The sequence below is a fragment of the Pseudomonas sp. DCB_BI genome (assembly GCF_026240995.1).
Classification (GTDB): Bacteria; Pseudomonadota; Gammaproteobacteria; order Pseudomonadales; family Pseudomonadaceae; genus Aquipseudomonas.
Map to the genome: position 1 here is coordinate 47302 of NZ_JAPFCG010000001.1, position 14545 is coordinate 61846.

Genomic DNA, 14545 nt, shown 5'->3' on the forward strand with positions numbered 1-14545 from the left:
GGCTTAGCCCTGCACCACGCGCAGCACTTCGGCCAGGCTGGTCTCGCCACGCGCCAGGCAATCGCTGGCCATCGCCACCAGGCTCTGCCTGCGCCCGGCCAGGTGGTCTTGCATGGCCAACTCGCTGGCGCCGTCGTACAGCAGGCCGATCAAGCCGGCATCCAGTTCGATGAACTCGTAAAGGCCCAGGCGCCCAGCGTAACCGCTGCCCTGGCACTGTTCGCAGCCGACGGCATGGTAGCTGCTACCCAGCGCCGCCAGTTCGGGCCACAGCTGCCGCTCGGCAGGTTGCAACGGCTGCGCCACGGCACACCTGCACAAGCGTCGTACCAGGCGCTGGGCCAGCACGCCGCGCAGGCACGAGGCGATCAGGAACGGTTCGATGCCCATGTCGCGCAGGCGGGTCACCGCGCCCACGGCGCTGTTGGTGTGCAAGGTAGACAGCACCAGGTGGCCGGTGAGGCTGGCCTGCACGGCAATCTGTGCAGTTTCCTGGTCGCGGATTTCACCGAGCATGATCACGTCCGGGTCCTGCCGCAGGATGGCGCGCAGGCCGCTGGCGAAGGTCAGCCCGGCGCGGGGGTTGATGGCGGTCTGGCCAATGCCAGCGATGGCGTACTCCACTGGGTCCTCGACAGTGAGGATGTTGCGGCTGCCATCGTTGAGGCTGTTGAGGCTGGCATACAAGGTCGTGGTCTTGCCCGAACCGGTCGGGCCGGTGGACAGCACGATGCCGTTGGGGCGTGCCAGGCAACCGCGCAGGCCCTGCAACACCGCTGCCGGCATACCCAGGTTGGCCAACGTCAGCAGGCTGGCCTGTTTGTCGAGCACGCGCATCACCACCCGCTCGCCATGAATGCCGGGCAGGGTCGAGACCCGCACGTCCACTTCACGGCCTGCCGCACGCAAGGTGATGCGGCCATCCTGCGGTTGGCGTTTTTCAGCGATATCCAGGCGCGCCATGACCTTGATCCGCGAAACCAGCATGGCTGACAGCGCCCGCGGCGGGCGCAACACTTCGCGCAGGTGGCCATCGACCCGCAGGCGCACCACCAGGCTCTGCTCGAAGGTTTCGATATGAATGTCCGAGGCGCGCAGGCGCAGGGCCTGGCCGAACAGGCCGTTTATCAGGCGGATCACCGGGGCTTCGTCGTCGCTTTCAAGCAGGTCTTCGATGCGCGGCATCTCGCTCATCAGGCTATCCAGGTCGACCTGGTCGCCGATGCCTTCGATCAGCGCTTCGGTGGCGGCATCACCGGCCTGGTACAGCTGGCCGAGGCGCTCGTCGAACACCCCAGGTTCCAGGTATTCCAGGACACTCGGCTGGCCATGCACACGCAGCAGCTCCTGCAACTGAGCACTGTCGGCGTCGGGGCGCAGCCACAGCTGCCAGCCCTGCGCAGCCGGGGCCATGGCCACCCCGCTCTGGCGGGCCAAACGATAAGCCAGCATCACCAGTTACCGCCTTCCAGGCGCGCCCGGCTCGAAGGAAACACCTGCAGCAACCGCTTGCCGTCGGCCAGGTCCGGCAGTTGCAGCGGCGTGGTCTGCTGCAAGGTACGGTACTTGTCTTCGCTGAGCCCAGCCAGGCTTGGCCCATCACGCAGGATGCGCGGGCGGATGAACACCATCAGGTTCTGCTTGGTGTTCTTGCTGGCGTCGGAGCGGAACAGCCGGCCCAGGTACGGGATATCGCCGAGCAACGGCACGCGCTGGTTGCTGGTGCTGAGCTCATCGCTGATCAGGCCACCGAGGATGACCAGGCCGTTATCCTCGACCATGACTTTGGTCTTGATCTCGCGCTTGTTGGTAATCACGTCGCTGGCAGCGCTGGATTCGGCAATCGACGACACTTCCTGGACGATATCCAGACGCACGCTGTTATCGACGTTGATCTGCGGCTTGATGCGCAACTTCACCCCGACTTCCTTGCGTTCGATGGTCTGGTACGGGTTGGCGTTGTTCTGCGTCACGGAACCGGTGACGAAGGGCACTTCCTGGCCAACCAGGATCGATGCCTCGGCATTGTCCAGGGTCAGCAAGGTGGGCGTGGACAGCAGGTTGAAGCCGCTTTTGCCCTTCAGGGCGTTCACCAGCATGGCGAAGTTGAAACCACCGCCGAAATGGCCGATCCCTGCAGTAGCGCCTGCGGTGCTAGACAGCAGGTCGCCTAGCGCCTCGCTATCACCGCTGGCAGCCGCCCCGGCAATGTTGGCGATGTTCACCCCATTGCTGCCAAAGTTGACGATGCCGGCACCGAACTTCTCGTCGGCGAACAGCCACTGCACGCCCAGCTCCTGGGCGCTGCTGTCCGACACCTCGGCAATGATCGCCTCCACCACCACCTGGGCACGACGGATGTCCAACTGCTCGACGATGGCGCGGTAGGCCGCCAGCTCGCTGTCGGGCCCGACCATGACTACCGCGTTGGTGCCCTCTTCATACTCCAGGCGGATACCGGAATCACTGGCAACCGGCAGCGCCTGCTCTTTGCCCTGGCCTTCGGCACCCGCATTCGCCGCGCCTTCGCTGGGCACCGCACCCTCCTGACTGAGGCCGCGCAGCACTTTCACCACTTCGCCAGCATTGGCGTGACGCAAGTAGATGACCTGGGTACTGCTGCCGGCGGCCTCGCTGGGGCGCTCCAGCTGGCGTAGCAGGCTGGCGATACGCTCAAGATTGCTTCGCCAGTCGGTGACGACCAGCTGGTGCGCTGCCGGATAGGGCGTGATCACGCCCACGCGCGGGTCGACCAGCGGCTTGAGTATGCTCAGGACCTGCTCGCTGGCAGCATTGCGCACATTGAATACCCGGGTGGCCACGCTGTCGCTGCCCTCGCCCCGCTGGCCGGTAGTTTCCACCGGCACCGGCTCCAGGCGCGCAGCCTGGTCGGGGACGATCTTCACACTGCCATTGGGCAGGTCTACAGCGGCATAGCCCTGGGCGCGCAGCTGGGCCAGGAAGATATCGTAGATGGCGTCGGCGTCGTGCAGGTCGACGGTGCGCACGGTGACCTTGCCCTTGACCCGCGGGTCGACGATGAAGCTGGTACCGGTGATGCGCGACACACTGTCGATGAACTCACCCAGTTCGGTGTCGACGAAATTCACCTCGTACATCGGCGTACCGTTGTCATCGAACACCGGCTCTTCGGCGCAGGCCATGGACAAGGCCAGGCTCAGCGCGGCCGCCACGCAATATCTAACAGGCATCGTTCATCCTTGGCGCTTGAAGCCGGTCACGGCGGGGCGTGGCGGCCAGGGCAGGCGCTCACGCCGCCCCTGGTTGTTGAAAATCAGGCCATCGCTGTCGATGTCCTGCAGCACGATCCCGGGCGCCAGGCGTTGGCCACGGGCCAGGGTGCGCACCTGTTCGCCATAGCGCAGCACCACCACGCTGGAGGCCAGCGGCTGGGCCTTGAGGCCGCCGAGGTATTGCAGCGGCAGGCGCGTGATGGCGATGGCGCCATCGTCGATGGGTGCTTGCCAGTGGCCGACCATCAGCCCGGGCAGAGGGCTTTCGGCAATCGCTGGCGCCGTGGCCGGTTGTGGCTGGCGGCTCGCCTGCAGCAGGCATTGGGCAGCCAGCCAGCCGATCAGGGTCAGACAAGCGCCAGTGGACAGGCGCGAGGCGAGTGTCATGACGCCAACTGCCGAGGGTGCCAGCCGGGGTGCCCCTGCACGTAGCGCACTTCGGGCAGTTGCAGCGGCGGCAGTTGCCAGTCGGCCCCTTGCCGGCCAAGCCAGGCTTCCACCCGCTGCCACAGCGGCTCACCCGCCTGGGTTTCGAATTGCAGGCCAAAGGTGCGGCACAGGCCCTGCCCCGGCTCCAGGCCGGTGATCCGCTTGCCCTGCGGGCTATAGCTGACGCGCCAGACCTGGCCCTGCCAGCGCGGCAGGTCCTGGCTGTTGTCCAGCAACAGAGGGTCGCCGAACAGTTGCTCGGCAGCGTTCTCCAGCACTTGTTCGACCTGTCGGGCCGGGGCTTCGACCACCGGCGCCGGGTACCCTCCGGTCAGGCTGATCAGGTGCTCGCGGGTAATGGGCGCCCCTGCCGGTAGCGGGTAGTCATAGCGTAGGCCTGGCAACAGCACGGGCATGCCGCTGTCATCGGCCAAGGCTTGATGCAGCAGGCGGTCCCAACTGCTGCCCCGCGTATCGCGGCGCCATAAAGCCTGGGGGGCGCGGGCCAGCGGCTGGTCAAGCCAGGCGGCGTGGCCGGCACGTTGCTGGCGCAGTTGCGCCTGCAGTGGCGCGACACGCTGCTGCGCGGCAGGCGCCAGTTGCTGCTCGAAGGCTGGGAAGAAACGCCCGTCGAACCGCCACAGCCCGGCCACGCGCTGGCAGCGCAGGCGGAATGCACCACTGCCCCGGCAACCGGCAAACAGTACCGGTACGCTGCGGCCGCTGGCCTGGGTGACCTCGACCGGGGCCGGCCACAGGTCCTGGCCACGGGCGCACAACAGCACATCGATTTGCGACACCCGTTCCGCCAGCCACAGGCCGGGCCCCGTGCCGACATCGGCCATGGCGACCACAAGGTCGGCTTCGCGGCGGGCCTGTTCGAACACCGGCTGCAGCGACTGGTACCACTGCTTGAGGGAGGCTTTCTGATCTTGCGCATAGGGATCGGTCACGCCGACGACCGCAATTCGCGCACCACCGCGCTCGTAGATGCGCATGGCTTCAAGGCCCAAGGCCTGGCGCTGCTGGTCCGCCAGACCGGCACCAAGGGTAATGGCGCTGGCCTGACGGTAGAGCCCCGGGCTGCGTTGCGGCCACAGCACACGCTCGTCACTGCTGACCCGCGCTTCGGTGCCCAGCAGTTGGCTGCCCTGAACACCGCTTTCGCCTTGGGTCAGGTAGGCCAGGCCACTGCCGTTCCAGCCCTGGCCGTTTTCCAGGGTCAGGCTGTTACCGGCGCCGGCCTCGCTGCGCAGTTGTTCCAATAATGCAGCCAACACCGCGTAACCGCCCAGCTGGGCAGACGCTGCCTGACTGGCATCGAGCAGTGGCGCCAACTGGGGGTAGGCGGTACTGGCACTGCTACCGGTCATCCAGGGTGCGCGGCCCAGGTGGCTGACCGGCCCCAGGCGTGTAGCCGGCACTACCGCCAAGCCAGGCTGACGGGCATCCAGGGTGTCGGCCACGTACAGCAGGTCGAGGCTGGCATTGCCGCCTTGCTGGCCAGGGAATGCGGAGCAGGCGCCGAGCAGCGGTGCCAAAGCCCCAACGCCCATCCAGCCAATCACTTCGCGCCTGTGCACACTGCTCGCCATCGCACCCGCCATCCTTATCTGCGTTCATTCAGGGCCCCGGATGTTGCGGCGTTGGCATTACAGTTTGATGGCAGAAATCCGACAGAAATTCCAAATTGATCTGTCGACCACAAATCTAAGAACCGGCAGTTTTAAAAGCTCGTTAACATTTCTGCCAATTAATCATCACACTTGCGCCTTAAAGTCGCGGTTTCCTCCAACTCAGCCAATACAAGGACACCCTGATGAGTCGAGATACCGGCGACAACCTGGACCGGAACCAAAGCGGTAACCTGCCGATGGCCACTGTCATGGACGCCTACCTGAGCCGTCGTAGCGTGATGCGCGGCAGCCTGGGCGCCGCCATCGCCATGATCGCCGGTACCGGCCTGACAGGCTGCTTCGACGGGGGCGGTTCAGATGACGATGATCCGGTTACCGAGCCGCCAGTCACCGAGCCGGAAGTGCCGAAACTGGCATTGGGCTTCCAGTCCATCCCGGGGTCGCGCACTGATGCCTGCGTGATCGCCGCCGGCTACAGCGCCTACGTGCTGGCCCCCTGGGGCACGCCCCTTAACAGCAACGGCAACCCGTGGAAGTCCGACGGCAGCAATACCTCGACCGACCAGGCCAACGCCATGGGCATGCACCATGACGGCATGCATTTCTTCCCGATCAACGGCAGCTCGGAAGACGGCCTGCTGGCGATCAACTTCGAGTACATCGACACCGTCGCCCTTCACCCGGCCGGCCCGACCACCGATGTCAACGGCAAGCGCCCGGTCGAAGAAGTGCGCAAGGAAATCAACGCGCATGGCGCTGGCGTGGTGCGCCTGCAGAAAATCAACGGCCGCTGGCAGGTGGTCGACAACGACCCGCTGAACCGCCGTTTCACTACCGCTTCGCGCATGGAAATCACCGGACCACTGCGTGGCACCGACCACGTCAAGACCAAGTACTCCACCGCCGGCACCCACTGCCGCGGCACCAACAACAACTGCGGCAACGGCTACACGCCGTGGGGCACTTACCTGACCTGCGAAGAGAACTGGCCGGGCATCTTCGTCAACAAAGGCACCCGCCCCGAAGACCAGCGCCGCATCGGCGTGGGTACCTCCAGCGGCCAGTACAAGTGGGAAAGCGCTGCCGGTGACGCCAGCGAAGTAGCCGACGAGTTCGCCCGTTTCGACGTGACCGTGAAAGGCGCCAGCGCCACCGACGACTACCGCAACGAAGCCAGCACCTATGGCTACATCGTCGAGATCGACCCGTACAACAGCAGCACCCTGGCAACCAAGCGCACCGCACTGGGCCGCTTCCGCCACGAAGGCTGCGCACCTGGCCTGCCGGTCGCTGGCAAGCCGCTGGTGTGGTACATGGGTGACGACTCGAACAATGAGTACCTGTACAAGTGGGTATCCACTGCCGTATGGGATGCCGCTGACGCCAACCCGGCCGACCGCCTGGCCACGGGTGCCAAGTACCTGGACCAGGGCAAACTGTACGTGGCCCGCTTCAACGCCGATGGCACCGGCGTCTGGCTGCTGCTGGACGTGGCCACCGCCACCACGGGTGGCAGCACGCTGGGCGCGCTGTACGGCGACCTGCCGGGCATCATCCTCAACACACGGGGTGCCGGCGATGCCGTGGGCGCAACGCCGATGGACCGGCCGGAATGGACCACGGTCAACCCGCTGAACGGCGATGTGTACCTGACCCTGACCAACAACAGTGCGCGCACCCCGGAAAAGGTCGATGCAGCCAACCCGCGCGGCCCGAACCGCCATGGCCACATCATTCGCTGGCACGACAGCGACGACCAGTTGAGCTTTACCTGGGACATCTTCGTGTTCGGCGCCAACGCTGCCGGCACCGCCGACATCAACCGCTCCGGCCTGACCGAGCTGAACCAGTTCGCCAGCCCCGACGGCATGAGCTTCGATAGCCGCGGCGTGCTGTGGTTCGAGACCGACAACGGCGAAAGCACCTTGACCGATTACACCAACGACCAGTTGCTGGCGGTGATCCCTACCGACCTGGTGGATGCCAGTGGCAAGCAGGTCCCGGTGAACGCACAGAACCAGGTCGACCTGCGACGCTTCTTCGTCGGGCCCAATGGTTGCGAGGTGACCGGGATTACCTTTACCCCGGACAACAAGACGCTGTTCGTCAACATTCAGCACCCGGAGAACTGGCCGTCTACCGACAACGCGACCGATATCACTCCGGCGGGGACTACGGTACGGCCGCGGGCTTCCACCGTAGTGATCCAGCGTATTGATGGCGGCGAGATCGGGACCGTTTGATCCAGTGCCGGTCAGCCAATTTTTGCTGGCTGTACCGGCCCCTTCGCGGGCAAGCCCCCCCACAGGCATCTCACTGGCTTCAAAGAAGCCAGTGAACGTTACCAGGCTATCGGCTCCCGGCTACGCACTCGCACTTGCTGTGCTGGCACCCGGGCATGCCATTGCACCACCCCCAGCGCCTCCACCTGGAATTCGCTGCGCATCACCCGCCCCTCTTCCTCGAACGACAACTGCAGCAGAAAGTACCCGCTGTTGAGCAGCAGGCCTTCACTCAGCCGTTCGAACGTTTCGTCATCCACCGCCCCCAGCGCCTGGCGCAATGCGGCCGCATCCACGTACCCCGACGCCGGCCGACCACTGATGATGCGGCTGAGCAGCGACCGCGGGTAACGCCCTTCATACAGCGCTTCCAGCAACGGAAGGTGCTCCAGCCCCAGCGCATTGGCGTTAAGACGCCAACCAGTGACCTGGGGCAAGGCGCACAGCATCGGGTAACGCGCCTGGCGGGTGGCGTCCGGCTCCAGCAACAGGTTCAGCTCACTGGTCTCGAGCATCGGCTGATTGGCCGCCAGCCGTGGCGGTTGCTGACGCAGGTACTGGGCGCTCTCGGCGCCTTGCAGGCGGGCATCGCTGTCGGCATCGAGCCAGTCCGCCAGGGCATCGACCAGGCGTTCGGCCGCCATGTCATTGCCCAGCAAGTAGCGCAACTGGCGCTCGGCGCGTCCGCCATCGGCACCCAGTAACGCGTTGACGTTGAAGCAGGTGTGCTGGTCGCGTACCCGCAACTGCGCCTGGCCAGCGCCAAAGTCGTAAGTCAGCGGCTGCCCGCGCAAGGCTTGCCAGAACAGCGGGCTTAGCCGCCAGGCAGGATCACGCAGGGCCTGCTCGGCATAGGCCAGGCCGGCTTGCTCCATGGCCCGGGTTTGCACCCGCTGGTGCAACAGGCGCACTTCATCAACCTGGCGCCGGCCATCTTCCACCAGCCAGGCCATGCCCGCTGCCAGCATTGCCAGCACCACCATCACCATCAGCAGGGCCGCGCCCTGCTGTTGCTTGCCAACCATCCGGGCGTGCCTCGCTCGCGAAATAAAGACGCCAGTCAACACGCGGCATGTTGCAGGTAAATGGCAATGTCCCCGTCGTCATCTGCACGTCATCTGGGCGCGGCAGGATTGCCCTTCCTTTTCATGGCCTTACAGGAGTGGTCGCAATGGGTGGCATTGGAATCTGGCAACTGGTGATCGTACTGCTGATCGTATTCCTGCTGTTTGGTACCAAACGGCTCAAGGGCTTGGGTAGCGATGTGGGTGAGGCAATCCAGGGGTTTCGCAAGTCGATGGGTGGCGACAATGACGCCACTACTCCTGGGCACTCGCAACTGCAGCAACCATGCCCACTGAATGGCCAGGCTGCACAGCAATCGCAGACGGACCGTCAGGCCTGATGTTCGAAATAGGCTTCAGCGAGCTGCTGGTGGTCGGCATCGTCGCCCTGCTGGTACTAGGCCCCGAACGCCTGCCCGTGGCTGCACGTACTCTTGGCCGCGGCCTGGGCCAGGCGCGCCGGGCCATGCACGCGCTGCGCACGCAGGTGGAGCGCGAAATCGAGCTACCCGACCTCGACAGTGCCCCGTTGCAGCGTCTGGAGCAGGAAATCCGCCAGGGCATCCGCCCGAAGACGGAACCGGCCAATGATGCAGCCACTGTCGCAGTACCCAAGGAAAACGCTTCATGAGTATTGCCATGGACCCGGCAGCGCGCATGCCGCTGACCGAACACCTGCGCGACCTGCGCAAGCGCCTGGTGCGTTGCCTGGGGTTGGTGGCATTGGTGTTCGCCGGCCTGTTCCCGTTTGCCCAGACGCTGTACACGCTCATCTCCGAGCCGCTGCGGCGCTTCTTGCCCGAAGGCGCGAGCATGATCGCCACCAGCGTCACCTCGCCGTTCCTGACACCGTTCAAGCTGACCGCGATGTGCGCCGTGTTCGTTGCCATGCCGCTGCTGCTGCACCAGGCCTGGGGCTTTCTGGCGCCGGGGCTGTACCGCCGTGAACGGCGCATTGCCTTGCCGCTGCTGGTGTCGAGCATCGTGCTGTTCTATGCCGGCATGGCCTTCGCGTTCTTTCTGGTGTTCCCGATGATGTTCGGCTTCTTTGCCAGCGTGACGCCGGACGGCGTCGCGATGATGACCGATATCAGCCAGTACCTGGACTTTATCCTGGCGCTGTTTCTGGCGTTCGGGTTGGCCTTCGAGATCCCGGTGGCGACGTTCATCGTGGTCTGGGTGGGGTTGGCCGATGTGGCCACATTACGGCGCAGCAGGCCCTACGTGGTCGTCGGGTGCTTTGTGGTGGGGATGATCCTGACGCCGCCGGATGTGTTTTCGCAGACGATGCTGGCAGTGCCGATGTGGGTGCTGTTCGAGGTGGGGTTGCTGGCTTGCGCCTGGTTGAAGCGGCCTGGGCAGACCAAGGAGATTGTGGCTGGATCATAGGGCCCCTTCGCGGGTGAACCCGCTCCCACAGGGATCTCGCAAGGTTCAAGACCTGTGGAGTACCTGTGGGAGCGGGTTCACCCGCGAATAGCCGTAATGCGTTCTAGAACTCGGCGAGCCGCCAGACTTCATAGGCTGGCGTCTCGTACGGGTGGCTCTGCTTGAGCGCCGCGACGATCTGGACAATCAGCTCGTCAGCCACCACCAGCTCCACCTTCCATTCCTCAACCACCTCGACCTGGCCCGCTTGCCCGAGGAACGGCTGGCTGCCGTCCAACGGGCGGAACTGGCCTTGGCCAAGGGTTTGCCAGGCGCAGTGGTCATAGTCACCGATGCGCCCGCCGCCCGCGGCGAAGACAGCGGCCTTGACCACTTCGAGGTGGCTGCCGGGAACGAAGAAGGCGAGCTTGTACACGCCTTAGTTCACCCACACGCGCGCGTTGCGGAACATACGCATCAGCGCGGCATCTTCCTGCCACTCGTCAGGGCGCCAGGAGTTCTGCACGGCGCGGAACATACGCTCTGGGTGCGGCATCATGATGGTCACACGGCCATCACGGCTGGTCAGGCCGGTGATGCCACGGGGCGAGCCGTTCGGGTTGGCCGGGTAGGCTTCGGTGACCTTGCCGTGGTTGTCGACGTAGCGCAGGGCCACGCAACCGGACACGTCAGCGGCCAGCAGTGCCTCTTCGCTGGCGAACTCGGCATGGCCTTCGCCGTGGGCGATGGCGATCGGCATGCGCGAACCGGCCATGCCCTGCAGGAAGATCGAGTTGGACTTCTGTACCTCGACCATGGCCACGCGCGCCTCGAATTGCTCCGAGCGGTTGCGCACGAAGTGCGGCCAGTGCTCGGTGCCAGGGATCAGCTCGTGCAGGTTGGACATCATCTGGCAACCGTTGCACACGCCCAAGGCAAAGCTGTCGGTACGCGCGAAGAAGGCCTGGAAGGCGTCACGGGCACGGGCGTTGAACAGCGCCGACTTGGCCCAGCCTTCGCCAGCGCCCAGCACGTCACCGTACGAGAAGCCGCCGCAGGCGACCAAGCCCTTGAACGCTTCGAAGTCGACACGGCCAGCGAGGATATCGCTCATGTGCACGTCGATGGCGGCGAAGCCGGCGCGGTCGAAGGCAGCAGCCATCTCGACCTGGCCGTTGACGCCCTGCTCACGCAGGATGGCCACTTGCGGGCGCACGCCCTTCTTGATGTACGGTGCGGCGATGTCGTCGTTGACGTCGAAGCCCAGCTTGACCGACAGGCCCGGGTTGTCTTCCTCGAGCAGCAGGTCGAATTCCTGGTCAGCGCAATCGGCGTTGTCGCGCAGGCGCTGGATCTGGTAGCTGGTTTCAGCCCACTGACGCTGCAGCATGCGACGGTCATCGTCGAACAGCACTTCGCCGTTCAGGCTGATGGTCACTTCAGCGTTGTTGACTGGCTTGCCGATCACCGCGACGCATTCTTCACCCAGGCCAGCAGCGCTGAACTGTGCCAGCACGTCCGGGGTAGCATCCTGGCGAACCTGGATCACCGCACCCAGCTCTTCGTTGAAGAGGATGGCCGGCACTTCGCCCTTGCTGTCGGTCAGCGGGTCGAGTTGCAGGTCGAGGCCACAGTGGCCGGCGAAGGCCATTTCCAGCACGGTGGTCATCAGGCCGCCGTCGGAACGGTCGTGGTAGGCCAGCAGGTGGCCGTCGGCGTTCAGGCCCTGAATCACGGCGAAGAATGCCTTGAGGTCTTCGGCGTCGTCGACGTCCGGTGCCTGGGCGGCGATCTTGCCGTAGGTCTGGGCCAGGATCGAGGCGCCCATGCGGTTCTTGCCGCGGCCCAGGTCGATCAGGATCAGGTCGGTCTCGCCCTTGTCCATGCGCAGTTGCGGGGTCAGGGTCTGGCGGATGTCGGTGACCGGGGCGAAGCCGGTGATGATCAGCGACATCGGCGAGGTAACGCTCTTCTCGACGCCCTCTTCGCTCCACTTGGTCTTCATCGACATGGAGTCTTTGCCGACCGGAATGGTAATGCCCAGTTCCGGGCACAGCTCCATGCCGACAGCCTTGACGGTGTCGTACAGGCGCGCGTCTTCACCCGGGTGGCCGGCAGCGGACATCCAGTTGGCCGACAATTTGATGTCGGACAGCTTTTCGATGCGTGCGGCAGCCAGGTTGGTCAGGGTTTCGCCGATGGCCATGCGCCCGGATGCCGGGGCGTCCAGCAGTGCCAGCGGAGTACGTTCGCCCATGGCCATCGCTTCACCGGTGTAGACGTCGAAGCTGGTGGCGGTAACGGCGCAGTCGGCTACCGGGACCTGCCACGGGCCGACCATTTGGTCGCGGGCAACCAGGCCGGTGATGGTGCGGTCGCCAATGGTGATCAGGAAGCTCTTGCTGGCCACGGCCGGGTGGTTCAGCACGCGCTGGACGGCGCTGTCCAGGTCCAGCTGGCTTGGGTCGAAATCATCGCCCAACTCGGCTTCGCGGGTAACCGAACGGTGCATGCGCGGCGGCTTGCCCAACAGCACGTCCAGCGGCATGTCCACCGGGGTGTTGCCGAAGTGGCTGTCGCTTACGGTCAGGTGCGGTTCTTCAGTCGCTTCACCAACCACGGCAAACGGGCAACGCTCGCGCTCGCAGATGGCCTTGAAGCGCTCGAAATCGACCGCGCTGACGGCCAGCACGTAACGCTCTTGCGATTCGTTGCTCCAGATTTCGTGCGGGGCCATGCCCGGCTCGTCGTTGGGCACGTTGCGCAGCTCGAAGCGGCCACCACGGCCACCGTCGTTGACCAGCTCAGGGAAGGCGTTGGAGATACCGCCGGCACCGACATCGTGGATGAAGGCGATGGGGTTGGCGTCGCCCAGCTGCCAGCAACGGTCGATGACCTCCTGGCAACGGCGCTCCATTTCCGGGTTTTCGCGCTGTACCGAAGCGAAGTCCAGGTCTGCCGAGCTGGCACCGGTCGCCACCGACGAAGCGGCACCGCCGCCCAGGCCGATCAGCATGGCCGGGCCGCCGAGCACGATCAGCTTGGCGCCGACCGTGATCTCGCCCTTCTGCACGTGGTCTTCACGGATGTTGCCCATACCGCCAGCGAGCATGATCGGCTTGTGGTAGCCGCGCACTTCTTCACCGTGCGGGGTGTCGATGGCCTGCTCGAAGGTACGGAAATAACCGGTCAGCGCCGGGCGACCGAATTCGTTGTTGAACGCAGCACCGCCCAGCGGGCCTTCGATCATGATATCGAGGGCGTCAACGATGCGCTCTGGCTTGCCGTAAGCCTGTTCCCACGGCTGTTCGAAGCCCGGGATACGCAGGTTGGAAACGGTAAAGCCGGTCAGGCCAGCCTTGGGCTTGGCGCCACGGCCGGTAGCACCTTCGTCGCGGATTTCGCCACCAGAGCCGGTGGAAGCACCCGAGAACGGGGCGATGGCGGTCGGGTGGTTGTGCGTTTCGACCTTCATCAGGATGTGCACCGGCTCCTGCACCGCGCCGTACTGGCGGGTTTCAGGGTTCGGGAAGAAGCGGCCGGCAACGTTGCCGACGATCACCGAGGCGTTGTCCTTGTACGCAGACAGCACACCTTCGTTGTGCATCTGGTAGGTGTTCTTGATCATGCCGAACAGGCTCTTTTCCTGAGCCTGGCCGTCGATGTCCCAACTGGCGTTGAAGATCTTGTGGCGGCAGTGCTCGGAGTTGGCCTGGGCGAACATCATCAGTTCGATGTCGTTCGGGTTGCGCTTGAGGCCCTGGAAGGCATTGACCAGGTAGTCGATCTCGTCTTCGGCCAGGGCCAGGCCCAGGTCGATGTTGGCCTTGGCCAGGGCATCACGGCCGCCGGCCAGAATGTCGACCGAGGTCATTGGCTTGGGCTGCGCGTGGCTGAACAAGTCAGCGGCCTGCTCCAGCTGGCCGAGCACCCGCTGGGTCATCCGGTCGTGCAGTTCGGCGGCGATCAGGGCGGCGTCAGCGTCGCTCAGGGTGCCGGCCACGTAGTAGGCGATACCGCGCTCCAGGCGCTGGATCGACTGCAGGCCGCAGTTGTGGGCGATGTCGCTGGCCTTGCTGGCCCAAGGCGAAATGGTGCCCAGGCGCGGGACGACCAGGAACAGGCGGCCGGTCGGCTCCTGTACCGGCACGCTCGGGCCGTACTTGAGCAGACGGCCCAGCACCTGCTGCTGGTCGGCGGTCAGCTCGCCTTCAACATCAGCGAAGTGGGCAAATTCGGCATACAAACCAGTAACAGCGGGGACTTTCTGGCTCAGTTGCTCGAGTAATTTACCGTGGCGAAAGGCAGAAAGGGCAGGAGCGCCGCGCAGGATCAACATCGTCGGGACAGCCTCAGGAAGGGGTGTGCTTAGAGGCCGTGCATTCTAGCCTAATTCGATGGCTTTCGGCACCCGCTCTAAGCCACGGCTGCCGGGCGGCGTAACCGGACTTTCGGGTCAGAATTTCGCATGCTCGACTCAAGATGTTCGTCGCCGGAGAGATCGAGCGCCG

11 protein-coding genes are annotated in these 14545 nt (G+C 64.8%); 4 read left to right on the forward strand and 7 right to left on the reverse strand.

Annotation, left to right across the window (positions count from 1 at the left end; all coding sequences use genetic code 11):
* Positions 1–3 precede the first annotated feature (3 nt).
* Genes OO258_RS00245 through OO258_RS00260 form a run of 4 tightly spaced genes read right to left on the reverse strand, consistent with a single transcriptional unit; the run spans position 4 to position 5278 of the window.
* On the reverse strand, positions 4–1452 hold the full coding sequence (locus tag OO258_RS00245) for a GspE/PulE family protein (protein ID WP_266028372.1): 1449 nt from the start codon (positions 1450–1452) through the stop codon (positions 4–6).
* A complete protein-coding gene (gene gspD / locus OO258_RS00250) occupies positions 1452–3212 on the reverse strand; it encodes a type II secretion system secretin GspD (RefSeq protein WP_266028373.1) in 1761 nt (586 codons plus the stop codon). Before gspD ends, OO258_RS00245 begins: the two co-directional genes overlap by 1 nt.
* Positions 3213–3215: 3 nt before the next feature.
* Entirely contained in the window at positions 3216–3641 is a 426-nt protein-coding gene (locus OO258_RS00255; protein ID WP_266028374.1) for a pilus assembly protein PilZ, read from the reverse strand.
* Positions 3638–5278, reverse strand: a complete 1641-nt coding sequence (locus OO258_RS00260; RefSeq protein ID WP_266028375.1) for a lipoprotein UxpA — start codon at positions 5276–5278, stop codon at positions 3638–3640. Before OO258_RS00260 ends, OO258_RS00255 begins: the two co-directional genes overlap by 4 nt.
* A gap of 224 nt (positions 5279–5502) precedes the next feature.
* On the opposite strand from OO258_RS00260, the gene OO258_RS00265 reads away from it, so the two are divergent.
* Positions 5503–7563, forward strand: a complete 2061-nt coding sequence (locus OO258_RS00265; RefSeq protein WP_266028376.1) for a PhoX family protein — start codon at positions 5503–5505, stop codon at positions 7561–7563.
* Positions 7564–7661: 98 nt separating this feature from the next.
* On the opposite strand, the gene gspK is transcribed toward OO258_RS00265, so the two are convergent.
* Positions 7662–8627, reverse strand: coding sequence for a type II secretion system minor pseudopilin GspK (gspK, locus tag OO258_RS00270; RefSeq protein WP_266028377.1), 966 nt, complete (start codon positions 8625–8627; stop codon positions 7662–7664).
* A 146-nt stretch (positions 8628–8773) separates the two neighbouring features.
* On the opposite strand from gspK, the gene tatA reads away from it, so the two are divergent.
* Genes tatA through tatC form a run of 3 tightly spaced genes read left to right on the forward strand, consistent with a single transcriptional unit; the run spans position 8774 to position 10055 of the window.
* Positions 8774–9007: a twin-arginine translocase TatA/TatE family subunit gene (tatA, locus tag OO258_RS00275; protein WP_266028378.1), complete on the forward strand. Its 234-nt coding sequence runs from the start codon at positions 8774–8776 to the stop codon at positions 9005–9007.
* Positions 9007–9297 (forward strand): Sec-independent protein translocase protein TatB, encoded by a 291-nt coding sequence (gene tatB, locus OO258_RS00280; RefSeq protein WP_266028379.1) that lies wholly within the window; start codon positions 9007–9009, stop codon positions 9295–9297. The genes tatA and tatB overlap by 1 nt, the downstream gene beginning before the upstream one ends.
* Positions 9294–10055 (forward strand): twin-arginine translocase subunit TatC, encoded by a 762-nt coding sequence (gene tatC, locus OO258_RS00285; protein ID WP_266028380.1) that lies wholly within the window; start codon positions 9294–9296, stop codon positions 10053–10055. The genes tatB and tatC overlap by 4 nt, the downstream gene beginning before the upstream one ends.
* Positions 10056–10158: 103 nt before the next feature.
* Here the strand turns inward: tatC and OO258_RS00290 are convergent, their stop codons facing one another.
* Entirely contained in the window at positions 10159–10470 is a 312-nt protein-coding gene (locus tag OO258_RS00290) for an NGG1p interacting factor NIF3 (protein WP_266028382.1), read from the reverse strand.
* Between the two features lie 3 nt (positions 10471–10473).
* The gene (gene purL / locus OO258_RS00295) at positions 10474–14373 is read right to left on the reverse strand and encodes a phosphoribosylformylglycinamidine synthase (RefSeq protein WP_266028384.1); all 3900 of its coding nucleotides are present in this window, start codon (positions 14371–14373) and stop codon (positions 10474–10476) included.
* Positions 14374–14545: the final 172 nt, after the last annotated feature.